The organism is Paraburkholderia terricola (assembly GCF_900142195.1).
GTDB lineage: Bacteria > Pseudomonadota > Gammaproteobacteria > Burkholderiales > Burkholderiaceae > Paraburkholderia > Paraburkholderia terricola.
On sequence record NZ_FRAB01000007.1, the window covers coordinates 24,021 to 50,283 of the forward strand.

Consider the following 26,263-nt stretch of genomic DNA (forward strand, 5'->3'; position numbering starts at 1 on the left):
TTCATGACAGGGCCGCGTGCCGGATCATTCCGGCGCGGCGTCCTCCGCTGTGGCGGGCTTGCCGTGACGCAGCACCGCCGCGCTCGACGGACCCGCTGCGAACGACGGCGCGGCGCGTTTCACACGCCTGCCGCGTGACTTGCGCGAGAGCATCGCGAGCCGCTCCTCGAAGGTGCGTAGGGTCGACTCCGGCGACAGCGCGCGCTCCGCATAACTGCGTGCCGCCTTGCCGAGCGCGGCGCGGCGTGCGGGGTCGCTCGCCAGCGCCATGATCGCGGTGGCCAGCGCCTTCACGTTATCGGGCGGCACGACCACGCCGCGCGGCGCGACCGCTTCATAAAGCGCGGTGCCGCGGCGCGCCATCGCCACCGTCGCGCGGCCGCTCGCCAGCATGCCGGTGAGCTTGGACGGCATCATCAGATCGGCGGCGTCCGCGCGTTGCGGCAGCACGTGAATGTCGGCGAGGTTGAGCAGTTCGTTCAGACGCTCCGCCGGTTGCAGCGGCATGAAGATGCAGTTGGTCAAGCCCGCGCAACGCTCGAACAGACTTTCTTTCGCGGCCCCGCTGCCGCAGAAAACAAACGTGATATCGGTGCGCCGGGCCAGCGACGCGGCGGCGTCGGCGAGCGTTTCGATGCCCTGCTTCGCGCCCATGTTGCCGGAGTACAGCACCACCTTCTGCCCGGCCGGAATGCCCAGCAAGCTCCGGTATTCGCTCGCTCGCGCAAGCGGAAAAACGGCGGACACGTCGACCCAGTTGGGCAGGCACACCACCCGCGAGCGATCCACGCCCTTGGCCGCCGCGCGCGAACTCATCTGCCGCGTGATCGACGACACGGCATCGAAGCGCCGCAGCAACGCGCGTTCGACCCAGCGCGCCACGCGCGCGGCGCGCGAGCTTTTCAGCAGACCCAGTTCGAAGGCCGCGTCGACCTCGTAGTCCTGGATATGCAGCCACGCGCTCGCACCCGTCATGCGCGCAAGCGCCAGCGCGCCCGGCGCGCACATCAAGGTCGGCGCGATCAGCATCACCGCGTCGGGGCGCCACAGCGCCTGCCAGGCGAGCAGCGGCAGCGAACTCGCCGCGAAGGTGGCGAGGTGCAGCATCCGCTTGACGCCGCTCGGGCGCGACGGCACCCACAGCGGCGCGCGCCACAGTTCCACGCCGTCGCGCGTTTCGCGCCGATAGCGCCACCCTGCATAGCCCTCCGCGACGCGCCACTCCGGGTAGTAAGGCGGCGCGCACACCACGCGGACCTCGTGGCCGCGGCTCGTCAGAAGTGCGGCCATTTCCGCCGTGTACTTGCCCGTTCCCGTCAGCTCAGGCGCGTAGTTGAGACCGTAGATGAGGATCTTCATTGTGACTGCCAGAACGTGTTAGGGCTCCGCGGGCGCAATGCTCGCGTCTTGCGGTCATGCGTGCCATCCGTCGCGCAACGTCAATCGCGCAACATCAAGGCGCAGCCGCGGGCGATATTGGCGGCGGCGGAAGGCGGATCGAAACGGCGAATCACATCCATGCAACGATGGGCGGTGCCCGCGGCGTCGGCGAACGCTTCCATCGATTTCAACAGCGTGCGTTGCAAGCCGGCGACGTCGCCCGCCATGAACGCGTAGCCGCTCACGCCGTCGATCACCAGTTCCGGCACGCAGCCGCAACTCTCGCTGACCACCGCCGGGCAGCCGTGCGCGAGCGCCTCGTTGACGACGAGGCCCCACGGCTCGCTGTGGCTCGGCAGCACCATGCAGGTGGCGCGGTAATACTCCTGCGTGAGCGGCTCGTCCTGCAAACTGCCGGCGAAGATCACCGCTTCACCGAGCCCGAGTTCGCCCACCTTCGCGTGCAGCGCGTCGGCCATCGGCCCGGTGCCGACAATGCGCAGTTGCGCCGCCGGAACGCGCCGCCGCAAACCGGCGAACGCCTCGATCAGCGTGCCGATGCCCTTCTCTTCCGAAAGACGGCCGACGTACAGGAACACGGGCGGATTGCCGGCACGCGCGGCGACCCGTTCGACCAGCGCGCGCTCCGGCGAAAACGAACCCGGCAGCGCGGCGGCCTGGCAGGGCACGAAAATCTTGTCGCGTTTCGCGCCGAGCGACAGCAGATACTCGCGGCTGCGCTCGCCGAAACCGAAATAGCCGTCGCAGAGCGAAAAGAACACGCGCTTGGGGATCGACGTGAGCAGCTTCTTGGGCCGGTCGCGCGCGGTCGAATCGCAAAACACCGCGCGCCGCTTGCCGGTGACGATGCACGCCGCCAGCATCGCCCAGTACTCGGGGCGGTGATAGCCGGGCAGCACGATCAAATCGGACTTGGCCCGCAATACTTCCCACGTGAGCCGCGCGATCATCTTCAGCGTCGGCACGTCTTCGTAGCAGCCGTCGAACAGCTTTTGCATCGGATAGCGGTGGTACGAATAGTCGACATCGGAAAAACCCACGCGGTCGTGCTCCGTGTCCGCGATCTGCACCATCGAATAGCGGATCGCCCCGGATGCCGAAATGTTATGCAGGGCGGAAAACACGACACCCTTGTGGCGCGACCACACGACGTTGTGAAAGATCGTGACTGACGCTGTCATTTTTATGCCGCTCCTCGAAAGATCGTCTCTCCGCGCGGTGCGCGCGCCGCGCCCCCACAACGTCGCGAGGCGCGTCCTCAGCCGGAAATTGAGCTCGCTTCGCACGGCGCGCACCTAGGCTTGCAGCGTCGCGGGCAGCGAGCCGGCATGCGCTGCGACGAATTGCCGATACGTGGATGCGAGGCCTTCCGCGAGGCCGATTCGCGCGCGCCAACCCATTTGCGCAAGCCGCGAGACGTCGAGCAGCTTGCGCGGCGTGCCGTCGGGTTTCGAGGCGTCGAACGCGAGTTCGCCCTCGAAGCCGACCACCTTGCAGATGCCTTCGGCCAGCTCGCGAATCGACAGGTCCTCGCCGACGCCGACGTTGAAGAGCCCCTCGGTCACGTTGTGTTCGAGCACGAACAGCGTGGCCGCGGCGAGATCGTCGACGTGGAGGAATTCGCGGCGCGGCGTGCCCGAGCCCCACACCGTCAAACTGGCCGCGCCGTTCAGCCTGGCTTCGTGCGCCTTGCGCAGCAGCGCGGGCAGCACGTGGCTGCTGTTCAGGTCGTAGTTGTCGTTGGGGCCGTACAGGTTGGTCGGCATCAACGCGACGTATTGCGTGTTGTATTCGCGGTTGTACGCCTCGCACAGCTTGAGGCCGGCGATCTTCGCGATCGCATAGGCGTCGTTGGTGGGCTCGAGCGGCGAGGTCAGCAGATACTCCTCGCGAATCGGCTGCGGGCATTGCTTCGGATAGATGCACGACGAGCCGAAGAACACCAGCCGCTCCACGCGGGCGCGATACGCGGCGTGGATCACGTTGGTTTCGATCACGAGGTTTTCGTAGATGAATTCGCCGGGCCGCGACGCATTGGCGAGAATGCCGCCCACGCGCGCCGCCGCGAGCAGCACCACGTCGATCCGCTCCGCCTCGAAGAAGCGGTTCACGGCGGCCTGATCCATCAGATCGAGTTCCGCCCGCGAACGCGTGACGACGTTGGGATAACCCTCGGCGGCGAGCCGCCTGACGAGCGCGGAGCCGACCATGCCGCGGTGCCCCGCGACGAAGATGCGTGCCTGTTTGTTCATCGCGCTCACTCGTGATGTTCCAGCGCCGTGAATCCGGCCAGCGTGACGAGCGCGTCACGTCGTGCAATCTGATAATCGGCGCGCACCATTTCCTTGACGAGCGTGCCGAACGGCGTGATGGGCCGCCAGCCGAGCCTCACGTGCGCCTTCGACGGGTCGCCCAGCAGCGTCTCCACTTCGGCGGGCCGGAAATAGCGCGGATCGACACGCACGATCACGTCGCCCGGCGACATCTTGACCTCGCGCCCTTCCACCTTTTCGACGATGCCCACCTCATCCACGCCGGTGCCTTCGAACCGCACGGTGACGCCCAGTTCGGCGGCCGCATGCTGCACGAACTGACGCACGCTGTACTGCACGCCGGTCGCGATCACGTAATCCTCGGGCTGCTCCTGTTGCAGCATGCGCCACTGCATCTCCACGTAGTCGCGCGCATGACCCCAGTCGCGCAGCGCCGACAGATTGCCGAGATATAGCGTCTTCTGCATGCCCACCGCGATGCGCGCCACCGCGCGGGTGATCTTGCGCGTCACGAAAGTCTCGCCGCGCACGGGCGATTCGTGATTGAACAGAATGCCGTTGCACGCATAGAGGCCATAGGCTTCGCGGTAATTGACCGTGGTCCAGTACGCGAACAGCTTGGCGACCGCATAGGGGCTGCGCGGATAAAACGGCGTGGTCTCCGATTGCGGCACCTGCTGCACGAGGCCGTACAGCTCCGAGGTGGACGCCTGGTAAAAACGCGTCTTCTGCTGAAGCCCGAGAATGCGGATCGCCTCGAGAATCCGCAAGGCGCCGAGACCGTCGGCGTTGGCCGTGTATTCCGGCTCCTCGAACGACACCGCGACGTGGCTCTGCGCCGCGAGGTTGTAGATCTCGTCGGGCTCGACGCGCTGGATCACGCGCAGCAGGCTGGTCGAGTCGGTCAGATCCGCGTGGTGCAGAAAAAGTCTCTGCTCCGGGTCGTGGGAATCGCGATACAGGTGATCGATCCGGTCGGTATTGAACAGCGATGACCTGCGTTTGATGCCATGCACGTCGTAATCCTTGGCGAGCAGCAGCTCGGCCAGGTAGGAGCCATCCTGTCCCGTGACGCCGGTGATCAGCGCGACCTTGCGTTTCATTGAGTGTTCTCCTCGTTGAGCTTGTTGTAATGCCAATACCCATGCCCCATGCCCCATGCCCATACCGCGACACGGCCGACCCCGACCCCGACCCCCGACCGTGGGCCGCCTCACCCCGCGATGCTGTCGTACCCGTAGTAACCGCCTTGATAGCCCGAGCCGAGGAACGCGCCTTCCTGCGGCACGTCGGTGAGCAGCACGCCCCTGAGCGCCACGCCGCCGTTGCGCAGCCGCTTGGCGGTTTCGGTGATCTCGTTCAGCGGATGGCGGCCGTGGCGCACCACCAGCAGCGTCGTGCCGGCGTACTTGCCGATCAGCGTCGAGTCGGTCACCGCCAGCACCGGCGGCGTATCGACGATCACAAGGTCGTAATGCGGCTTCAGTTCGTCGAGCAGGGTCTGGAAGCGCTTGCTCATCAGCAGTTCCGACGGATGCGAGGGCAGCGTGCCCTTGGCGAGCACGTCGAGGCCGGGCAGCACGTTGCGCTGGATCATCGCGGCCAGATCGCCGCCGCTCAGCACGTCGGACAAACCCGGCTGATGGCCGATGCCGAAATGCGAATGCACGTCGCCGCGCCGCATGTCGCCGTCGATGATCAGCACGCGCTTGTTCGCCGACGCCACCAGCGCCGCGAGATTCACCGAGAGGAACGACTTGCCGGTATCGGGCCGCGAGCCGGTGATCATCACGACGTTGTTCTCGGCATGATCGAGCGACAGTTGCAGCGAGGTGCGCAGATTGCGCACGCCTTCCACGGCGATGTCCTCCGGCGCCTGTTGCGCGAGCACGTGAAGCCCGCGACGGCGCAGCATGACGTTTTCCTGCAAGCGCAACTGCGTCTGACTGCGCGGCACCACCGCGAACACCGGCACGCCGAGCACGGCTTCCAGTTCGTCGGGACGCTCCACGCCGCCGTACATCGCGCGCCTGAAGAAGGTCAGCAGGATGCCGAGCACGAGGCCGCCGCCGAGCGCGATCAGGATCGCCAGCACGCGCTTCGGACGCACGGGCTCGTCGGGCGCTTCGGCGAAGTCCACCACGCGCACGCTGCCCACCTGGCCGGCCTTCGCCACGCGCAGTTGCTGCGCGCTGTTGAGCAGGTTGGTGTACAGCTCCGTGTCGACGTGCACGTCGCGCAACAGGCGCAACGCGGTCTGTTCGGTATCCGGCATCACGGCGACGCTGCGGTTCATGGCGGCCTGCGCGCCCTGCAAGGCCGCGATCTGCGCGTCGAGCGCGGCCACCGACGGGTGGTTCGCCGTGAAGCGCTGCGACATCTCCGCGCGTTGCTGCTGCAGATCGAGCAGCTTGGTCTTGTTGTCGACGATCTGCTGCAGCAGCAGCCGGCTTTCCTCGCCGAGGTCGACCGTGCCGTGCGTGTTGCGGAACTTGTTGTAGCGTTGCTCCGCCTCGTCGAGTTCCTTGCGCAGCCCCGGCAGTTGCTGATCGAGAAACGCGAGCATGTGCTCCGCTTCGGTCGAACGGCTCGCGACATCCTGGCGCACGAATTCGCGCGCCATGCTGTTGACGATCGCCGCCGTCAACGCGCTGTCGCCGCCTTCGAGACTCGCGCGAATCACGCCGGACTGCAGCGTGGTTTCGGCCACCACCAGCGCTTTTTGCAGGCGGTCCACCGTGCTCAGCGTCGAGGCGCGCTGCAATTCGAAACGCGCGCCGGGCGCGCCGACCAGCGAATCGACGCGCAGCGCGATCGGACCGTCGGCGGTATCGGTTTCCACGGTCTCGCCGACCCGGCCGGACAGAATCGCGATGCCGTTCCGGTCGCGCAGCACGTATGCGCCTTCGTTGCCCGCGATCAGCGTGAAGGTGGTGTCGTACATCTCCTTCGACGTGTCGAAGCGCGATACCGCGATGCGCTCGTCGCCCCACGCATAGCCCGACAGATTGATGAACGACGGCAGCCTGAAACCCCATTGCCCGTTCACCAGCCCCGCGATCCTGCCGCCGACCAGCGGCAGATAGCGCGGCGTGGCCGTAATGTCGAGATGCAGCTTCTTGACGGTTTCCTCGGTGACGAGACGCGACTTCAGCAACTCGATCTCGGCCGCCGTGGAAGGCTTGGTGTCGAACATGCCGGTGAGCGGCGGCAGCGAATCCTTGCCGTTGCCGTTGTTGTTGCCGGTCTTGTCCTCGACGTGGAACAGCACGTCGGCGCGATACGTCGGCGGCGCGAGGAACGCGTACGCGCACCCCAGCGCGAGCGCGATGAGCGTCACCGTGACGATCGTGCGCCAGCCTCGCACGATCGTGCGCAGATAGTCGGACAGGTGAAGCTCATCCTGCCCGGACACATCCGTATAGCGGTTTTCGAAGTTGATTGCCATAGTGTTCACCCAACAAAGCCCGGCGGTTCAAGGTCCAGATTCGTATCGTTATTTGGCGACGATGACCCCGGTCACCGCGGCATTGATCGCCGGCAGCAACAGGTTCAGCACGCGGTTGAAGCGAACGAGGCCGCCGTTGTCGACGTAGACCACGTCTTTCGGCTGAAGCTCGAACTGGTTCGCGAGCACCATCGACACCGGCGACCTCGCGTCGAGGTGGTAGACCTGCGGCTGGTCGCTCGTCGAATTGCGGATCACGAAGAGCTGCTTGGTCTCGGCCGTATTCGAATTGAAACTGCCGCTGTCCGACAGCGCCTGCGACAAGGACAGCGTGCCGTTGCGCATCGGCGTGATGGTGGCCGGCTTGTTGACCTCGCCCATCACGAACACGGCGCTGTCCTCGCGCGAGGCCACCCGCACCAGGTCGCCCGGTTGCAGGTAGATGTCCGACGGATTGCGGCCGCGCTTGATCAGATCGTCGATGTTCAGCGGATACGTCACGCCCTTGCGGATCAGTTCCACGCGGCTGCGGTCCGCATTGGCGCTGAAGCCGCCGCCCAGGTTGATCGCGCTCGTGAGCGACATCGGAATGTCGTTGATCGACTGCGCGCCCGGCAGACGCACTTCACCGTCGACGTACACCTGCGCGGCCCGGAACGACGCGACCCGCACCGTCACTTCGGGCTTCTGGTACACGACGCTCAGCTTCCTGTGCAGCTCTTTCTGAATCGTGCCGACGTCCTTGCCCGCCACGTGCACCGTGCCTGCGTACGGAAACTGCACGTCGCCGTTTTCATCGATCAGAAAACCCGGCGCGGCATCCGACGTCTTCGCGTTCGCCGGCGGCTGACCGAGCGCGGCGGCGAGTTCGGGGTGATCCCATACGACGATCTGCAACACGTCGCCGGGGCCGACCTTGTACGAGGGCGGCTTGCCGAACAGCCCGGCCGTCTCCGGCGCCACCCCGGCCGCCTGGCGCGCCGCGTTCATCTTGCGCAGCAGCGCGAGGTTGATGTCGGTGATCGGAATCTGCACCTGCTGCGAGGCCTCGGTGCTGTATTCACCGCCCGTGTCCTGTAGGGCGGCAGGCGTGACCAGGTGCTGGCCCGGCGCCAGCGAACAGGCCGAAAGCAGTGTCGCCACTGCGCAAACCAGAAGACTTCCCGTGCGTATGACAAGCGAGCTCATGATGTTTCCTCCTTGCGCCACGGCGGCTGTCCTCGATGGAGGCAGCGTCAGGCGTGCTTGTTGACTGCTTAGTAAGCGTTTCGATGCACTAGTCCGGCAATGATCGTCGCGCCGATGATCCGCATATCGAGCGCGAACGACCAATGCCCCAGGTAATACAGGTCATGCTCCACGCGCCGCTCCATTTTTTCGATGCGGTCGGTTTCGCCACGAAAGCCGTTTATCTGCGCCCAGCCCGTGATGCCCGGCTTGATCCGGTAGCGATTGATATAGCCCGCGACCACCTTCTGATAGAGGTCGTCGTGCTCGAGCGCATGGGGACGCGGTCCGACGACCGACATATCGCCACGCAACACGTTGAAGAATTGCGGCAGTTCGTCGAGGCTCGTGCGGCGCAGGAAAGCGCCCACCTTCGTGACGCGCGGATCGTCGCGCGTGGCCTGTTTGAGCGTGCCTTTCTGCTCGGTATGCACACGCATCGAGCGGAACTTGTAGATCGTGAAGACGCGGCCGTCCGCGCCCTTGCGCTTCTGCCTGAAGAAAACCGGGCCGCGCGACGAGAGCTTCACGGCGATCGCGATCGCGAGCAGGATCGGCGCAAGACAGATCAACACGGCCGCGGCGAACAAGCGGTCGAAGATTTCCTTCTTCAGCATCGAACTCGCCGAGAGCGGCGACGCGACCAGGTTGATCGCCGGCACGCCGAGCAGATCGATCACGCCGCTGCCTTCGAAAAGCGCGAGACTGCGCACGTCCGGCATGAAACGGATGTTCACCAGGTCGTCGCGGAACTCGCCGACGAGCGAGCAGATCAGCGGCTCCTCGGTGAGCGAGAGCATCAGCCAGAGCTCGTGCACGTCGTTGCTTCGGATGTAGTCGGCAAGCGCGTCGACGGTGCCGAAAACGGGCACGCGCGAACTGGTCACGGGCGCGGTGTCGGGGCGCGTGTTGTAGACGGCGGCGGCGCGAAAGCCGGTGGTCGGCGCGGATTCGATGCGGCGGATGATGGCGTCGCATTGCGAGCCGCTGCCGACGATCGCGACCTGGTGCAGGTTCATGCCGTGTTGACGCGCGCGCGCCAGGACGGCATGCGTGATGAGCCGCCATGAGATCAGCAGGCCGCCGGTCACCGCCGTCCAGTACGAGAACCACAAGCGCGACACGAAGTCGATGCGATGCAGCGAATACATCAGCACGAGCGCGCACGCCTGCACCATCAGCCACGCGAGCGAGACCTGGCCCGCGAGAGCGAGCTTGGAGCGGCCGCGCCATGATTCGTAGACGCCGAACGCCGGAAAGATGGCCAGCGCGAAGGCGGCGGAAAACATCACCAGCGCCCAATAGAATCCGGATTGAGCGAGATAGTCGAAGCGGATCTGCGACGCCACCGCCGCACCCGCGAGCACCAGCGCGACATCGAAAACTCGCGCCAGCAAATCCTGGAACCTGCGCATTTTGCTTCCCTCGTTCTTGCCGTTCTTGCCGTTCTTGTCCGCGAAGCCGTGCCGGCGAGCCGCCTACGAGCAGCGGCCGTAGTTGTCGTTGAACCTCACGATGTCGTCTTCGCCGAGATAGACGCCTGACTGGATTTCAATGATTTCGAGCGGCACTTTTCCGGGGTTCTCGAGCCGGTGCCGCGTGCCGATCGGAATGTAGGTCGATTCGTTTTCGCTCAGCAGGAACTGCTCGTCGCCGCGCGTGACGAGCGCGGTGCCGCGCACGACCACCCAGTGTTCGGCCCGGTGGTGATGCAGTTGCAGCGAGAGTTGCGCGCCCGGCGTCACGACGATGCGCTTGACCTGGAAGCGCTCGCCGTGGTCGATCGAATCGTAGAAGCCCCAGGGGCGGCGCACCTTGCGATGCGCGTCGGCCTCGGGCGCGTGCTGCGCCTTGATGCGCGACACGAGCCCCTTCACGTCCTGCACGCGCGAGCGGTCGACCACCAGCACCGCGTCGGCGGTTTCGACCACCACCACATTGGTCGTGCCCACACAGGCGACGAGCCGCCCTTCCGAATAGGCATAGCTCGACACGGCGCCTTCGAAGGTCACGCGGCCGCGCCCGGCGTTGCCGCTCGCGTCCTTGTCCATCGCGGCCCACACGGCGTCCCACGAACCCAGATCCGACCAGCCCGCTTCCAGCCGGATGACGACACCCGGCGGATTGACGACGAACGCGCTTGCGTCGGCGCGTTGCGTGGCTTCGGCCTCGGCTTCGGCCTCGTCCGTTTCGGTGAGGCGCTCCATCACCGCATAGTCGATCGAATCCGCGGGCGCGCTGAGAAACGCGTCCACCAGCGGACGGAAGTACGCGCCCTCGCTACGGCCGCCGCTGAAGGCAAGCTCGCACGCCGCATGCATCTCCGGCTGCAGACGCTTGAGCGTGTCGAGCCACACGCTCGCGCGCACGATGAAGATGCCGCTGTTCCACCAATACGTGCCCGCCGCGACGTACTGCGCCGCGATTTCCTCGGCGGGCTTTTCGACGAAACCGCCGATCGCATGCGCGCCGTCGGACAGTTCCGCGCCGATGCGGATATAGCCGAAGCCCGTGTCGGGACGCGTGGGCGGCACGCCGAGCGTCACGATCGCGCCGCGTTCCGCGTAGCGCGCGGCGCTGTCGAACGCGGCTTGCAACGCGTGCAGGTCCGCGATCGAATGGTCCGCGGGCATCACGATCAGAATCGCGTCGCTGCCGTCCGCGCAGGCGAGCGAGGCCGCGAGCGTCAACGCCGGCGCCGTATCGCGGCGCGCCGGTTCGACGATCAGACGAGCCTCGACGCCGTTTTCATGAAGCTGCTCCGCGATCACGAAGCGATGTTCCTCGCCGCACACGACGATCGGCGCCGCATCCACGTTCCAGCCGGCGGGAAAGCCGTCCATGCGCCGCGCGGTGGCCTGCAACAGTGAGTCGCAGCCGACCACGTCGATCAGTTGCTTCGGATAGTTTTCCCGCGATACCGGCCATAGCCGCGTGCCCGAGCCCCCGGCGAGGATCACCGGAACGATGCGCGCGCAACGCGCGCGGCTCGTTGCGGCATCCGCATCGCCGGGTTGGGTGCAAGCACCGCTCACAGCTCGCTCAATCGACATATCCGCATTCCTTGTCTTTCCAGAAGTCCACGAAAACATTGACTGGCGGCGCGCATTCGCGCGCGGCCTTCCAGTTGGCCCCGTCTGCGTTATTCGCCGACCATGCGCCGGCTTTGAATGCGGAATTCGGTGGGAGAAATTCTCATCCGCTTGCGGAACACCTTCGCGAGCCGGTCACCGTTGCCCATGCCCGTGCGCCGGGCAATCTTGTCGACGGGCAATTCGGATTCGGTCAACAGGCTGCACGTCACCGCAAGGCGTTCGTGCAACAGAAAGCTCGAGGGCGTGATGCCCATTTCCATCTTGAAGCGGCGCAGGAAGTTGCGTTCGCTCATCGCGGCGAACTGCGCCGCGTCGGCGATCGAAATCGCCTGCTGGCAGTTTTCCTGCAGCCAGCGCGCCGCCGCGCGCACCTTGTCGCCTGGGCTCAGGCCGCCGTCCTCGCCGAGCAACGGCGCGAGGTTCGAGCAGGAATCGGCGAGCAGCCGTTCTGCCACCGTGCGGGCGGTCGCGCTGCCGAGATCGCGCTTGATCATGGCGAGCGCGCTTCTCATCGATTCGAGCCGGTCGCCCGCGTCGGCACTCGGTTCGGACTGGCGCGGCGGGATCGGCTGCGCGCGGAATTCGGCGCTCTCCTTGCCGTCCGGCACGTAGGCCGCCTCGAGCAGCGCGCGGCCTTCCGCGATCGGGCGGATCATGCCGGTGTTGCGCCGAATGCGACGCAGCCACGCGATCAGCCGCTCGTCGCCGGCCGCGGCCGCCGCGCCCTTGCCGCCCGCCACGTAGAGCGCGTCGAAGCCGCCGTAGTGGCGCGCATCGAGTCCGTCTGTCCAGACCCGCAACGCGGACGAGGAAGTCACCATGCCGCCGTCGGCGGACAGGAAAGAAACGTCGTAGGTCCAACCGCCGGTGCCGGACGAAGCCAGTTCGTTCGCTGCCTGGAAAACCTCGGCAACGACGCCGGCGCCCTGCAACGAGCAGTCGTTGAACATCAATATCGCGATGCGCCGCATACCCTTGTTCGGAGCGTGCACCCAACGCAGCATTGCAGACTCGAGACTCGCGCAGGTCATAGTCATCCTCTCACCAGAAAACGGATCTACTTTCACCCTGGACGGCCACGGAGCGGCCGCCTGTGCGGCGCATCATGGCCACCGCCAATCCAGCATTTAATCGCCATGTCTGAAAGGAGAGACAGGCTGGCGTATCGAACAGGCGGCCAGTCAGTCGATTTCGGATCAATCTTTCCGCCCACCTGTTTTTCATTGAATTAATTGCCGATTCAACATATGAATCGATTTGCAGTTTGCGAATCTTAATGCAAACAGAAAAGCCATTTAGTACGCCAGCACACACACGGCAGCTACTCGAAACGTGGAAGTTGCTAATCGTTCAGCCCGCTATTTCGTTCGTTGCGGGTGATTGTTCCCGGCCCGGCGGTCGTGGCAAGCATGATTTGCCTATCCGTGCGGGATTTTCTGCAAGCGGCGCCGCTTCGGCTTTGTTCCGACGATACAATCCGGGACAGACAATTAGCAAAGCGAGTCTCTAATATAAGCAATTCCCGGCGCGGCAAGATTAATTAATTTGTTGTAATTGGAACTGAAGAATATAAACAAGTCGATTAATGTTTCAGACGTGAAACACGGTAATAAGACAACCTGAGCCCGCTGTGCAATAGACGGGGCAATGGCGGATGCCGTCGGCTGAAGGCCGGTCGAATTCCGCCAGGGGATTGCGGAAATACGCTATGCGATTTCCGCAACAGTTTGCGATACCGGGGCGAGGCAAGGCGGCTCCGGCCTGGTGAACTAGCAGTTGGGCGACGCATCGTCGCGAGCAACTGCAGCAAAAGACGCGGGAAACATATGTCGAATCCATGCGAACATCGCGCGCCGCGCACGCGCATCGGCGGGTCGGTCGAGCGCGGGCCCATGCGGCGCGTCGCCATCGCGGCGGCGGTCTTGTTCGTGCTCGGGCTCGCCGCCGTTCGGGGCGGCGCGGCCGGTGCGGACCAGCAGGCCACGAGCCGTGCCGAGATCGCCGTCGACGGCGCAAAGTGGACACCGTGCGCGGCGGAATACGGCACCTGTCGTTTCAGCGGCACGCGCGACGTGCTGTATGGCACGGTCGAACAGCATGTCGTCAAGGCGTTCACGAACAGCGCCGAATGCAACAACGGCGTGTTCGGCGATCCGGCGCCGGGTGTGGAGAAGCGCTGCATGGTTGCGGCCGGCGCGGCTGGGGCGGCGAAGGGCGATGCCAAGGCCAAGGCCAATGCCAAGGCCAATGCCAATGCCAATGCCAATGCCAATGCCGCGGCGAGCGTGGCGTCGGCGGCGATCGCCACGGCGAATGACGCATCGCTCAAAACGCAATCGGCGCAATCAGCGCAATCGGCGGCTGCGTCCAATGAATTAAAGGCGCCGCCCGGCCAAGGGCTGCGTTGCGCCGCGCCGTCGTCGCAAGCTCGCGCGGCCGCGAACGGCGATCTGCTCGAAGCCGACACGCCAGGCGACGGCACGCGCCTTTTCACGGCCGGCCAACCGTTCGCGCTCGTCTTCACCACGCGCCCGACGCAAGGCGACACGCTCGACTGGCAGATACGCGATAGCTGGAACGCCGTGCGCGCGAGCGGACGCTTCAGCGTCGCGGCGGGCTCGACCTCCTCCACGCTCAGTTGCGCGTCGAGCGTGGCCGGGTACTTCGCCGTCTCCGCCTCGCTGGAACGCGCCCAGGGCCAGCTCGAATCGCGCGGCACGCGGCCTGCGGGCATCGCCACTTTCGGCGTGCTGCCCGACACGTCGGCCGCATTACCCGCCGTGCGCTTTCCGTACCAGGATCTGCATCGATTCGGCGGACAGGGAACCGCGTATCTCGCGCCGGGGCAACACTGCTGCGACGGCGACGGCTATCGGCCGGTGTACACCGCGCTCGGGCTTGCGTGGGCCAACGACAACCGCAACTGGTACATGGAAGAGCCGAAACAACCCGGCACCTTCGATCCCGCCGCGAAGCCGCTCACGCCCTTCTTCAAGGGCGGCGACATCATGCGCCTGATCCAGCTCGACGGTATTCCGCAGTGGGCGAGCCCGAACGGCAAGCAAACGCACAGCTATGCGCCGACCTCGCTCGCGCAGATGAAGGACTACATGGCGAAGGTCGGCGCCGAGTCGAACCGCGTTCGCACGACCTGGTTCCCCAAACAGCGCGACAACTACTATCAGGTGACGTGGGAGCCGGACGCGGACGGCGGGCTGCCGTGGCGCGACACCGACGCCAATTTCGTCGCGATGTACAAGGCCGTGTGGGAAGGCATCCATCAGACCGATCCGCGCGCGGTGGTGATGGGCCCGACCTATTCGTCGGTGCAGGGCAACGTGACGTGGATGCGCCGACTCGGCCCGCTCGGCATCGGCCGCTACATGGACGGCATGACCGTGCACGGCTATTACGACATCGGCACGACGCCGTCGCATCCGCCCGAGCGCGTCGTCGACACCGGCAATCAAGGCACCGTGCCGGGCGCGCTGCCCGCCTCGATGCGGGCGCTGCGCCACGAACTCCGTCAGTACCTGAAACCCGGCGCGCCGCTCTTCGTGACCGAAACCGGCATCAGCTACGACATCGGCGAGTCGTATGGCAAGCACTATCCGGGCGCGAACGTGCTGTACGCGCAAGCCGCGGTCGTCGCGCGCACGCATCTGATCCTGCTCGGCGAAGGCGCGGACATGACCTATGTGTTCTATCTCGCGGACATGCCGGACGCCGCGCCCGGCTACGGCATTTTCTTCGAGCTCGATCATCCGAAGGGCGCCTATGGTCCGTCCAACATCAGTCCGAAGCCGGCCGCACTCGCGGTGGCGGCGATGACGCGCATCGTCGACGGAACCAGCACGCTCGGACCGCTCAAAGGGTTGCCGAAAGGCGTCCATGCCTATGCGTTCCTCCGGCTCGGCGGCGGCAAGATCGTGACCGCGCTATGGACGCACGACAACGCCAGGTGGAACGCGAGAACAGGCTTCGACGCGAGCCGCGGCGCGGACTATCGGCTGCGGGTCGACGCGCCGGGCAGTGCCGGCGAAGTGACCGCGTTCGACATGATGGGCAACGCCACGCGCGTGCCGTACCGCGACGGCGTGGCGAACCTGAAGCTGTCGCCGGCGCCGCTCTACGTGGTCTCCGGCAACGCCGACGTGTTCAAGGACGCGGTCACGACGCCGGAAGGCTATGTCGCACGCTAGCGGCGCGAGCTGGCGATACTTCGGCGTCAGGCGACAGTCCCCGCGGGTGCTGGCGCACAGAGAGTCCGTGCGCGGGCGGTTAGCATGAAAATCAACACGCTGGAGCCGAAACATGAGCGGCCTTGCATGGACGATGCTGGTGCTGGCGGCGATGATCGGCGCGTTTCTCTTCGCGACGATCGGCGCCGTCGCGCTGGTGCTGCTGCTGGCGAACGTTTCAGGCCGCCTCGCCCGGCACGACGACGACCGTCGCGATCCGTAGCGGATTCGCGACCACCACGGCGCACGCTGAAATGAAAACGACACACGCCTCACTGGAGATGACATGCTGACGGGGATCGACTTCCTGGACGTGGTCCGCCTAACGCCTCTGGTCTCGATCGACCTGATCGTCAGGGACGCCGACGGGCGCGTGCTGATCGGGCATCGCCGCAACCGCCCCGCGCGCGGCACCTGGTTCGTGCCCGGCGGGCGCATTCTCAAGGACGAGACCCTCGACGCGGCGTTCGCGCGCGTCGCCGAAGCCGAACTGGGCATCGGCAGCCTGGCGCGTTCCAGCGCGCGCTTCGAGGGCGTCTACGAACATCACTACCACGACAACTTCGCCGACGAGCCGGACGTGTCGACCCACTACATCGTGCTCGCTTACTCGCTGACGTTCAGCAGCGCCGTGCCGATCGGCCGGCCCGATCAGCACAGCGGCTATCTCTGGCTCGCGCCGTCGGACCTGCTCGCGCGCGTGGATGTTCACGAGAACACCAAGGCCTATTTCCGCTAGCACGGCATTCTGCGCGGCGGCAGCGAATGCGAGTCCACTGCGAGTTCGGCAACGTGGCGGGCCAGGCCCCTACAGTAAGATCGAGCCCACCGTCAGGACTCGAATCATCATGCGATTATCGGCAACCCGGTTCGTTCGCGATTCATTCACCGCCTTGCTCGCGCTTCTCGCGCTTCTATTGCTCGCCGTCCTCCCGGTTGCCGCGCGCGCGGCCGATTGCAGCCCCGGCACGCTGATCACGGTGGTCGCGCATCTCGATGACGATCTGCTCTTCGTGGACCCCGCCATCAGCGAGCGTCTCGACGCCGGCTGGTGCATCACCACCGTTCATCTGATCGGCGGAGCCAACGGCGCGGACTTCGCCTATGTGCAGACCCGCGAGCGCGCCTCGCGGCTCGCGTATGCACGCATGGCCGGCGTGCGCGACGAATGGCTCGAATCCACTATCGCGATTGCCGGCAAGCTCGTGCATCAGATGGTGTTGAAGGACAAGCCGCAAGTCCGCCTGCTCGAATTCCGCTTGCCGGGCGGCGGCGTGCGCGGCGGGCGCGAGCCGCTCGGCTTGCTGTGGGAACAGCACGCCACGCTGTCGACCTATCCGATGAACGCGGACGGCTCCGCGCGCGTGAAGTACGACCGCGACTCGCTTTCGGCGACGCTGCAAGCGATCCTCGCGCCGGCGTCGGAGATCTTCACGCTGAATCCCGATACCGTGCCGTTCATCGAGCATCCCGACCACATCTACGCCGCGCGCATCACGCGCCATGTCGCGCAGACGCTCGGCAAGAGCGTGCCGATCGAATATCACGTCACCTACCCTACCGGCGGCTGGCCCGGCAATCTTCCCGCCGCCGAAGTGCAACGCAAGCGCGACATCGTCGCCAGCTACTTTTCGATCGACGGCGGCGAGTCCTCGCATGTGTTCGGCGAGTTTCAATGGGACGGCAACTGGATTGCGCGCCGCTATGCGTTTGCCGATCGCAGCGATCGGCGCGCGGCGGATTTTCAGTCCCGTCCCGTGCAGCTATTCAATGCGGCGGCGAGCCGTTGCCTGAGTTCCGCGGGCGCGGGCCATGCGCCGACGCTGGCCGCGTGCGACGGCTCGGCCGCGCAGCAATGGCGATGGGAGCCGCTGACGGTTTATCCCGGCAACACGCGCAACGCCGCGCTCGTCAGCGTGCTCACTTCGCAATGCATCGCCGAGCGCGACGGGTATCTGGTCTCCGAAACCTGCGATCAATGGGACATGGCGCAGCGCTGGACGCCGTGGGACTTCGGCCTCGTCTACACGCCGCAACGGCATTGCCTCGGCGAGAACGCCGGCGAACTCGTCATGCGCGGCTGCACCGCGCTCACCACCCGCTTTCGATGGGCCGCCACGCAACGCACGCAGGCGAACGACGCGCGGCTCGCCACCGCCATGTACGGCGACCTCGCGGGCAGCGGCGAGCAAGCGGCGGTGTATGTTCAACGGCAGCCCCACGGACCGGGATTCAACGTGTATGCCGTGGCGCTGGCGAAGGCGTCGCGCCCCGCGCTCTGGTATGCCAGCGCCGTGCCTTTCGATCCCCGCGCGCTCTCGCCGAGTTGCGCGAACGACAAGCTGTGCTTCGACAGCGCGCGCTTCCTGCTCGGCGATTTCGACGGCGACGGCAAGGCGGATTTGATGGTCGTCACCGCGCGTCAAGCGGGCACCGCTTTCTGGTTGCTGCGGAGCACCGGGGCGCGCTTCGAGGCGCCCCGTCTCTGGCTGCAAACCAGCAGCGCGTTCAAGCCCGAACTCACGCAGCAATATGTGGCGGCGGACTTCACGGGAACGGGGCGAGCCGGCGTGCTGATCGCGCAGAAGCGCGCCGATAGCGGGCTCGATCTATGGGTGGCGTCGTCCGCGGGATCTTCCGGCTCCGCACCGGCGCTTTGGGCGCAAGCCAGAAACCTGCGGCAAAACGCCAACTTTGTGCCGCTCAAGATGGCAGGATCGCGCGCGTCACTCGTCGCGGTGGAGAACGTCGACGGGCGGCTCGCACTCACCCCAATCGCCAACGACGGCGCGCGTCTGACGCTCGGCGAGCGCAAACCATTGCCGCCTCGTTTCTCCCCGGACTTCGTGAAAGTAACGGCAGGCGCGACACAGGGCAAAGACAGCCATGCGCTGATTCTGCTGACACCGCACCTCGACGGTAGCAACGGCGACGCCATGATCGACATCGCCACGATGAATCCGCACGACGCGACGAGCACGCCGATTCAGGCGGCGACATTGAGCGGCATGTCGTGGTCGGATGTTTTCCCGGCATTCGTGCGCGAGAACGGCCATGCGGCGCTCGTGCTGTATCGGAGAGTCGATGCGACGCTTGGAGATTTTTATTTCACGGGCGGCTCAGCGGCGCTGTCGCGCTACGCGGTGACGGAGGATTTCGCGTTGGGCGCCGCGCAGGAACTCGGCGAACTGCCCGGGCTTTTTTCGGAGACAGTGCGAATCGACCGGCTCGCGCGGTAGCGAAAGCCGGTCGTTCGGGTTCGACTCAGGCGGACACGTGCAGCGGATGAACGAACTTGCGCGCGATCGTCATGTAGCGATCCGCGGTGTCGTGCAGCGTATAGCCTGCGAGTTGCCGTTTCGCTCGCGGCATGTCGAGCGCATTCAGCAACGCGCGACCGTAGGCTTCGCAATCCGTCGTATCGACGAGGCTGACGCCGGCGAATCCGCTCGCAAAACCGAACGACGGAATCCGGCTCGCGACAACCGGAATGCCCGACGCGAGCGCCTCCAGAAAACCGATGCTCTGCGCCTCGAAGCGCGACGGCATCGCGAACACACGGGAGGCGCCGAGAATCGCCGCGACATCGGTTCGCGGGCCGCATACCGTCACCTTGCTCTCCAGCCCGAGCCGAGTCACGAGCGACAACACCGCCTCGTGATAGGAGGGGTCTTCCACGACACCGCACAACAGCAGCCGCGCGTCGGGCTCGCTTTGCACCACGCGTTCGAACGCGCGAACGGTATCGAGCTGGCTCTTGCCCTCGATATAGCGGCCCAACTGAACGATCTGCTTCGCGGGCGCCGCGAGACCCGGCGCGGGTGCGTCGTCGTGCTCCGCGAACTGAGAGGCGTCCACGCCGTTCGGAATCACGACCAAAGACGGATGCGTGCCGATTTCGCGCAGATAGTCGTCGATATTTTGTTGCGACACGCCGATGATCGCCCTCGCCCGGCGCGACAACAGGCGTTCCGCTCGCTTGAGCGCGCCGTTTTCGAAATCGTTGACGCCGGAATGCATCACCCATGCGATGGGCGTATGCACAGGCAGCAGCCGCACATACAACGCGGCGAGCGTGGCGTGAGCCACGATGAAGTCGGGCCGAAACTGGCGCACCACACGATATAGATGCAGCAGTTTGCCCACTCTGCCGTGGCGAGCCCGAGGAAACAGACACGTGACGCCGGCGGCCTGAAGCTCCGCACGAATGCCGGCGAAATCGTCCTGTTGCGGAAGCAGCGAAGCCACACAAACTTCATGGCCGGCGCGCTGATGGTGAATGGCGAGACCTTTGACGAGTACTTCTGCCCCGGACAACCGCGGTGCGTGAACCAATTGAAGAATTCTCACGATTTATCTCTCTGGATAACCGCCTTTTTTGCGCAGCGGATGGACACGCCGAAGCCCTGCACCGGCCCTCACTGACTTCGGCATCCATTCTTGTGTGTATTTGGCGCCTTTCTTCGAAAGGCGACCGTCTCCGAGAACAGCGACAGTTCCGCTGCGAAGTCACTGTCGCCCGGACAAGTTACACCCAAGGCCCAGCGCTTTTACGCCAACTCCAAGATTCGATCGGCTGCGCAATGAGCGCCAGCGCCCATTTCGCGGGTGATTGCCGCCGGAGTGGATAGTTAGGTATCCGGCTCGGCTATTCGCATGCCCAATTTTCATTGGCGGATAAAGACGGTTTTCAACAGATATTGCCTTTCATCCGATCGATGCAAATAGTGCTGATTGAATGTTCATACGTTACGAGTCGTTACTTCTTTTAAGCAGACTAATGCGTATCGTGGCGGTCGATTCTTCCCATTCGTGCGTTTAATCACAGACAGAAGGAAAGAACTTCATCCGCTGAAAGTGAATGAGGCGAAGTACTCCAGCGCTCATCGCGCTATTCCTCTGAGCAACGAGTCTTTTCGTCGTACCTCCTGATCGTCGGATTCCGCCAGATTCATTTCGTTTGAAAAGCCGTTTCGTATGACGTGAGGTTCTCCGAAAGACGCGCTTTTTGACCGACGACCCGGGAAGACCATCACGTTCGCGCAATTGAATCGTTGCGCAACCAGGACTGCCAGTGCCGACGCTTCGCGCGCCGGCCGGCTCGCAAATGACCGCGACGTTCGCTCCGTCTCCCCACGCGCCTCGCGCGAAGAGCCGGACGGGTGTCCACCAACGCATGGCTGACAGATCGATGAAACCTCGCTTATTCCTTCTCTCCACGCTTTCCCTCGCGCTCGCCGCATGCGGCGGCGGTGGCGGCGACAGTGCCAGCGGCGCCGCGGCCACGCAGGCGAATGGCACCAACGGCACCAGCGGCAGCACGAGCAGCGGCTCGACCGCGCTGAACGCCGCGGGCAAATCCACCGCGAAGCTGAGTTGCGCGTCGCCGGTCACGTCGGCGGGCTCGGGCAGCGCGACGATCGCCGCGGATACGCCCAGCGCGGACGGCACCCGCATCTTCGCCCAAGGCGCCACTTTCCAGCTTGCCTTCACCACCAACGCGCCGAGCGCGGACACGCTGAACTGGGCCGTCACGGATACGCTCGGCAAGGTCGCGGCAAGCGGCAGCACGGCCGTGGCGAGCGGCCAGAAAACCATCACGTTCAATTGCACGTCGACGCTGGCCGGCTATTTCGCGGCGACCGGCACGCTCGCGCAAAACGGCGGGCAGTTGCCGCAAGCCGGCACGCGTCCGGTCGGCATCGCGACCTTCGGCGTGACGCCGAATCTTTCCGGCATCGTTCCCACGGTCATCTATGCGCGCCAGGAGCAGCACCGTTTCGGCATGCAGGGCGCGAACGGCAACGGTCCGCTGCTTGCCGCCCTGGGCATTTCGTCGACCATCGACGATCGCCAGCTCTCGACGATGGAGCCGAACGGGCCGAACACGTTCAACCCGTCGGCCGGCAACCTCGACGCGTTCTACAAGTCCGGCAAGGTGATGCGCCTGATCCGTCTCGACGGGATTCCCGCGTGGGCGAGCAGCACCGGCGCGTTCCAGGACGACACGCGACTGCCGACCGACCTGTCGTACTACCAGAGCTACATGGGCCGCGTCGGCACCGAGTCGAACGCGATTCGCGCGGCGTACTTCCCGAGCCAGTCGGCGAACTACTATCAGGTGACGTGGGAGCCGAACCAGATGTGGACCGACACCGACGCGAACTTCGTCGCGTTGTACAAGGCGGTCCATACGGGCATTCACTCGACGGATCCGCACGCGGTGGTGATGGGCCCGACCGATGCGTTCCCGAGCCTGACCACGACGCGCCTGAAGCGCCTCGCGTCGCTCGGCTTCGGTCAGTACATCGACGCGGTGGCCACGCACGGCTACTACGACGCGGGCACCTCGCCGTCGCATCCGCCCGAGCGCTACGACGCCGATCCCGCCACCGCCGACGGTTCGCTGCGCGGCCAGATGCGCAATCTGCGCGCGGAAATGGCCAGCGACTATCGCCCGGGCATGAAGCTGTTCTCGACGGAAGCCGGCATCAGCTACGACCTCGGCAGCGCGTATGGCCCGAACTATCCGAGCGCGAACGTGTTGTACGCGCAAGCCGCGGTGGCCGCGCGCATGCACATCATCACGCTCGGCGAAGGCGCGGATCAGACCTACGTGTTCTATGGCGCGGATTATCCGAACGAGGTCGGCTACGGCACGTTCTTCGATCTGGCCGATGCGCAGGGCGCATTCGGCGCGTCGAACATCAGCCCGAAGCCGGTCGCGATGGCGATCAGCGCGTTGACGCATACGCTCGACGGCACCACCACGCTCGGCCCCGTGAACGGCACGCCGACCGGCGTCTACGCCTACGCGTTCCAGCAAGTGGGCAACGGCGCGGCGATCACCGCCTTGTGGGCGCACAACAACAGCGTCTGGAACGCGAGCGCGGGTTTCAGCTCGACCTATAGCGTGTCGTACAGCCTCAACGTGGACGCGCCGGGCACGAGCGGCACCGTGAAGGTGGTCGACATGATGGGCAATGCGACGAGCGCGAACTACAGCAACGGTGTGCTCACGCTGAACCTGACCGAATCGCCGGTGTATGTGGTGTCGAACAATGCGTCGGTTGCGAAGGCCAACGCAACGGTTCCGGTGGGGTACGTCGGGATTTAACCCCGCGCTTCGCTTCAGCGGACGCAAAAACGTCAGCCGGCTCCAGGGCCGGCTGACGTTTTTTCCGGGGTCGCGCACGCGGGGCGGTGAACGCATCGGCGAAAAGGCAAAAACCCCGGCACGCACGGCAAAATCAGCGCACACTACCTAATTGCTTCCACGTGGAGCGAAAATAAGCCAATTGGGAGTCCATCATGGCAAAAGGTCAAATGCGTAGTAACCGGGAAGTCAAGAAACCGAAGCAACCGAAGAAACCCCAACCCGCCACGTCGCCTTCGGGCGCGCCGCCGATCCGCGTGGCGCCTAGCACGTCGGCCACTCAGAAGAAACACTAAAAACGCGCAAGCCCGCCCCGCAGGGCGGGCTCTCGTCGTCAGCCGTCAGCCGTCATCTGCTTTCACCTTCACTTCCATTTTGCGTTCGTCGACCAGGGACGCAGCTTCGCTCACAATGGCGCACGCGCCCGCACTCCGGCGCGAACCGCGGCCGAAGCGCGGCAAATCAGAACAACCAGGCAGGATTGCCCATGTCCACCACCAGTCTTTTTCTCACCGCCGCGGGCGTCGGCCTCGCGATTGCAGCGCCGGTCGGCCCGATGGGCATGCTGTGCATCCGCCGCACGCTGACCGGCGGTCCGCGCGCGGGGCTTGCGATCGGCTTCGGCATCGCGACCGGCGATGCGGTCTATGGCTTGATCGCGGCGCTCGGCCTCGTCGGCATCTCGCAGTTCATGCTCGCCTATGACCGGCCTCTGCATCTGCTCGCGGGTCTCTTTCTGCTTTATCTCGGCGTGCGCACGTTGCTGCAAAAATCCCCCGTCGACGCGGCAAACGGCAACGGCGAGAGCAGCAACGGCGGCACCGGCCAGCTCGCGCAGATCGGCCGCGCTGGCGCGCTGCGCGCCTATGCAAGTTCGCTGCTGCTCACGCTGACCAATCCGCAAACCGTCATCATGTTCGCCGCGCTGTTCACCACGCTCGCGCCGCGCGGCGCGTTTTCATCGAGCATCGCGCTCACCACGGTGGGCGGCGTGTTTTGCGGCTCGATCGCGTGGTGGTGTTTCCTCGTGACCGTGGTGTCGTTCGCGCGCCATGCGATCGGCAGCAAGCTGCGCGTCGCGATCGACAAGGCGGTCGGGCTCACGCTCGCGGCCTTCGGCATCGTCGAGATTCGCCGCGCGCTTTGAGCGGAGCGCGCGCGGATGCGCCGCCGACGTTAGCGGCGCAAGACGACGCGCCGTCGCGCTCCTCGCACGCCTCATGCGAGTCCCGCATGGGCCGTGACGGCGCTTCGTACACACACCCGGCATAGCCGTCACGGTGTTTCCGCACGCAAGCGCGGCGGTTTTGCGACAATAGCGCCTTTCGCCGCGCCGCGGCGGGCCTTCCGCCGACATCCGCCGAGCGTGCAAGGCATGCACGCGCCGGCCCTGGCGCCTAACTGTCCAACCCACCCGACCGTCCGCGGTCCGCTCAATGGCTCTTCCCCATATCGATCTGCTGTACTCCGTCTCCGGCCTGTTCGTCGGCTTTCTGGTCGGACTGACGGGCGTCGGCGGCGGCTCGCTGATGACGCCGATCCTCGTTCTGCTGTTCAACGTGCATCCGGCCACCGCGGTCGGCACCGACTTGCTGTACGCGTCCGCCACGAAGGCGACCGGCACGCTGGTGCACGGCCTGAAAGGCTCGATCGACTGGCAGGTCACGCTGCGCCTCGCGGCCGGCAGCGTGCCCGCCGCCACCCTCACGCTGATCCTGCTGCATCGCTATGGCATGGATACGCCGGGCGCGAGCCGGCTGATCCAGATCGTGCTCGGCGTGGCGCTGCTGATCACGGCGGTGGCGCTGGTGTTCCGTCCGCAACTCGCGGCGCTCGGCGCGCTCCGCCAGCGCGCACCCACCCAGGGGCGCACCCTCGTCCTCACCATGGTGACGGGCGCGGTGCTCGGCGTGCTGGTGTCGCTGACTTCGGTGGGCGCGGGGGCCATCGGCGTGACGGTGTTGCTGCTGCTGTATCCGTTGCTGCCGACCACGCGCATCGTCGGCTCCGACATCGCGCATGCGGTGCCGCTCACGCTGCTGGCGGGCACGGGCCATTGGCTGCTGGGTTCGGTCGACTGGTCGATGCTGCTGTCGCTGCTGGTGGGCTCACTGCCGGGCATCGCGATCGGCAGCTACCTGTCGGCGCGCGCGCCGGATGCGCTGCTGCGCAATCTGCTCGCCGCCACGCTGACGCTGGTCGGCGTGCGGCTCGTGCTGGCTTGATGGTCGATGCGGCCGGCGGGATAGCGCGCCTTATCTACTGATGTTGCGAGCGCACCAAAGCACGGCCGATACGACTGCCCCTGCCTTCAGCGCGGCTACGGCTACTTGAAGAACCTGCAGTTCAGATCGGCCTCGAACTGCCGGATCCATTGACCATGACGGTCGTGATAGGACTGCGCCCAACCGCCGCGCCGCACCGTGATGAGTCGCTCGTGCGCGGCATCGGCCGGGTCCATGCAGACGCTGATGTCGAAGTGCGCCGGCGCAAAACCGTGCCGGGCGCACACCAGTTCGAAAGCCGCCCGATCGCCGATCGGCAAATCGGTGTAGCGCAAAAGCGTGGATTCCATGGCGTTGACTCCGGTTCCCATCCATCACACTACGCTTCAAGCCGCGTCAATTGTGTGTCATAGCGCACGGACGACGGCGGCGACGCCCGCTCGCGGCGGCCGCGATTCATGCCGTGTGACCCATCATCACCGCTTCAAAAATCCGCGCGGGAAAATAAAAAAGGCCCCGGCATTTTTCGCCGGAGCCCTGGTCTTGCCGCGCATCACGCTGGCGCACGACGGGATGAAACCGCGTGCGCGGCAGCCGATACACGCATGCCGCATACGACGCCCGCGGTTCAAGCCCGCACGAATGCGGCTGTCATCGCGCCCGCTCGATGCTGCCCGCGTGATGCTCGCGCGCCGACGCGGCCCGCTTACTGCTGCATGACGTTCAGCTTGTTCGATACCGACGTCACGCCGGGGACGCTCTTGGCGGCTTCGCCGGCGGCGTCGATCTGGCCTTGGTCGGGCACCGAGCCCGTCAGCGTCACGGCGCCGCCGCGAGCACGCACGGAGATGCTCGACACGTCGACGCCTTGCACCTTGCCAATCGCGGCGCGCACCTTGCGGCCGAGCTGGCTATTCGCCTTCTTGGTGGACTTGGCGCTGGCAGCCGGTGCCGCGGTCGTGCCGGTTGCCGATGCATCGCTTGCCTGAGCGTACACGTTGCACGCCACCACCATCGCCACCACCGAGCCCAGCGTTTTCAGAAAACCGACCGATTTCATAGCTCTCTTCTCCTTAGCTTCACATTGGACCGCCTATACAAGCGGCTTCGTTACGACTACCGGCGACCGTTCGCGCGGCGCGACAAGGCGCGGCGCGGCGACGGCCGACTGAGGCGGCGACACGGTGTGCGAGAGGC

General features: G+C 65.5%; 19 protein-coding genes. 7 read left to right on the plus strand and 12 right to left on the minus strand.

Going from position 1 to position 26,263, the window contains the following annotated elements; translation table 11 throughout:
* Positions 1-24: 24 nt before the first annotated feature.
* The 9 genes from BUE39_RS08110 to BUE39_RS08150 form a co-directional block, all read right to left on the minus strand.
* On the minus strand, positions 25-1,359 hold the full coding sequence (locus BUE39_RS08110; RefSeq protein WP_073428141.1) for a glycosyltransferase WbuB: 1,335 nt from the start codon (positions 1,357-1,359) through the stop codon (positions 25-27).
* An 80-nt stretch (positions 1,360-1,439) separates the two neighbouring features.
* Positions 1,440-2,582: a glycosyltransferase family 4 protein gene (locus BUE39_RS08115; RefSeq protein ID WP_073428142.1), complete on the minus strand. Its 1,143-nt coding sequence runs from the start codon at positions 2,580-2,582 to the stop codon at positions 1,440-1,442.
* A 114-nt stretch (positions 2,583-2,696) separates the two neighbouring features.
* On the minus strand, positions 2,697-3,653 hold the full coding sequence (locus BUE39_RS08120; RefSeq protein WP_073428293.1) for a GDP-L-fucose synthase family protein: 957 nt from the start codon (positions 3,651-3,653) through the stop codon (positions 2,697-2,699).
* A gap of 5 nt (positions 3,654-3,658) precedes the next feature.
* Positions 3,659-4,777, minus strand: a complete 1,119-nt coding sequence (gmd, locus tag BUE39_RS08125) for a GDP-mannose 4,6-dehydratase (protein ID WP_073428143.1) — start codon at positions 4,775-4,777, stop codon at positions 3,659-3,661.
* 110 nt (positions 4,778-4,887) lie between these two features.
* Complete coding sequence (locus tag BUE39_RS08130; protein WP_073428144.1) at positions 4,888-7,122, minus strand: polysaccharide biosynthesis tyrosine autokinase; 2,235 nt, start codon at positions 7,120-7,122, stop codon at positions 4,888-4,890.
* Positions 7,123-7,170: 48 nt separating this feature from the next.
* Complete coding sequence (locus tag BUE39_RS08135) at positions 7,171-8,310, minus strand: polysaccharide biosynthesis/export family protein (RefSeq protein ID WP_083084490.1); 1,140 nt, start codon at positions 8,308-8,310, stop codon at positions 7,171-7,173.
* A 68-nt stretch (positions 8,311-8,378) separates the two neighbouring features.
* The gene (locus BUE39_RS08140) at positions 8,379-9,764 is read right to left on the minus strand and encodes an undecaprenyl-phosphate glucose phosphotransferase (protein ID WP_073428145.1); all 1,386 of its coding nucleotides are present in this window, start codon (positions 9,762-9,764) and stop codon (positions 8,379-8,381) included.
* A gap of 63 nt (positions 9,765-9,827) precedes the next feature.
* Positions 9,828-11,402, minus strand: a complete 1,575-nt coding sequence (locus tag BUE39_RS08145; protein WP_073428146.1) for a sugar phosphate nucleotidyltransferase — start codon at positions 11,400-11,402, stop codon at positions 9,828-9,830.
* 89 nt (positions 11,403-11,491) lie between these two features.
* On the minus strand, positions 11,492-12,475 hold the full coding sequence (locus BUE39_RS08150) for a GlxA family transcriptional regulator (protein WP_073428147.1): 984 nt from the start codon (positions 12,473-12,475) through the stop codon (positions 11,492-11,494).
* Between the two features lie 795 nt (positions 12,476-13,270).
* Between BUE39_RS08150 and BUE39_RS08155 the strand changes: the two genes are divergently transcribed.
* The 4 genes from BUE39_RS08155 to BUE39_RS08165 all read left to right on the plus strand — a co-directional run bounded on the left by BUE39_RS08155 (position 13,271) and on the right by BUE39_RS08165 (position 18,924).
* A complete protein-coding gene (locus BUE39_RS08155; protein WP_090518720.1) occupies positions 13,271-15,646 on the plus strand; it encodes a hypothetical protein in 2,376 nt (791 codons plus the stop codon).
* Between the two features lie 112 nt (positions 15,647-15,758).
* Positions 15,759-15,908 carry a hypothetical protein gene (locus BUE39_RS35125; RefSeq protein ID WP_167363273.1) on the plus strand — a complete coding sequence of 50 codons (150 nt, stop codon included), beginning with the start codon at positions 15,759-15,761 and terminating at the stop codon, positions 15,906-15,908.
* Between the two features lie 63 nt (positions 15,909-15,971).
* Positions 15,972-16,424 (plus strand): GDP-mannose mannosyl hydrolase, encoded by a 453-nt coding sequence (locus BUE39_RS08160; RefSeq protein WP_073428148.1) that lies wholly within the window; start codon positions 15,972-15,974, stop codon positions 16,422-16,424.
* Between the two features lie 109 nt (positions 16,425-16,533).
* Positions 16,534-18,924 carry a PIG-L family deacetylase gene (locus tag BUE39_RS08165; RefSeq protein ID WP_073428149.1) on the plus strand — a complete coding sequence of 797 codons (2,391 nt, stop codon included), beginning with the start codon at positions 16,534-16,536 and terminating at the stop codon, positions 18,922-18,924.
* A 25-nt stretch (positions 18,925-18,949) separates the two neighbouring features.
* On the opposite strand, the gene BUE39_RS08170 is transcribed toward BUE39_RS08165, so the two are convergent.
* Positions 18,950-20,035: a glycosyltransferase family 4 protein gene (locus BUE39_RS08170; protein WP_073428150.1), complete on the minus strand. Its 1,086-nt coding sequence runs from the start codon at positions 20,033-20,035 to the stop codon at positions 18,950-18,952.
* An 841-nt stretch (positions 20,036-20,876) separates the two neighbouring features.
* On the opposite strand from BUE39_RS08170, the gene BUE39_RS08175 reads away from it, so the two are divergent.
* The 3 genes from BUE39_RS08175 to BUE39_RS08185 all read left to right on the plus strand — a co-directional run bounded on the left by BUE39_RS08175 (position 20,877) and on the right by BUE39_RS08185 (position 25,066).
* A complete protein-coding gene (locus BUE39_RS08175) occupies positions 20,877-22,802 on the plus strand; it encodes a hypothetical protein (RefSeq protein ID WP_073428151.1) in 1,926 nt (641 codons plus the stop codon).
* A 526-nt stretch (positions 22,803-23,328) separates the two neighbouring features.
* Complete coding sequence (locus BUE39_RS08180) at positions 23,329-23,988, plus strand: LysE family translocator (protein ID WP_073428152.1); 660 nt, start codon at positions 23,329-23,331, stop codon at positions 23,986-23,988.
* Positions 23,989-24,277: 289 nt separating this feature from the next.
* Entirely contained in the window at positions 24,278-25,066 is a 789-nt protein-coding gene (locus tag BUE39_RS08185) for a sulfite exporter TauE/SafE family protein (protein ID WP_073428153.1), read from the plus strand.
* 101 nt (positions 25,067-25,167) lie between these two features.
* Here the strand turns inward: BUE39_RS08185 and BUE39_RS08190 are convergent, their stop codons facing one another.
* The gene (locus BUE39_RS08190) at positions 25,168-25,416 is read right to left on the minus strand and encodes a hypothetical protein (protein ID WP_073428154.1); all 249 of its coding nucleotides are present in this window, start codon (positions 25,414-25,416) and stop codon (positions 25,168-25,170) included.
* Positions 25,417-25,772: 356 nt separating this feature from the next.
* A complete protein-coding gene (locus tag BUE39_RS08195) occupies positions 25,773-26,126 on the minus strand; it encodes a BON domain-containing protein (RefSeq protein ID WP_073428155.1) in 354 nt (117 codons plus the stop codon).
* Positions 26,127-26,263 lie beyond the last annotated feature (137 nt).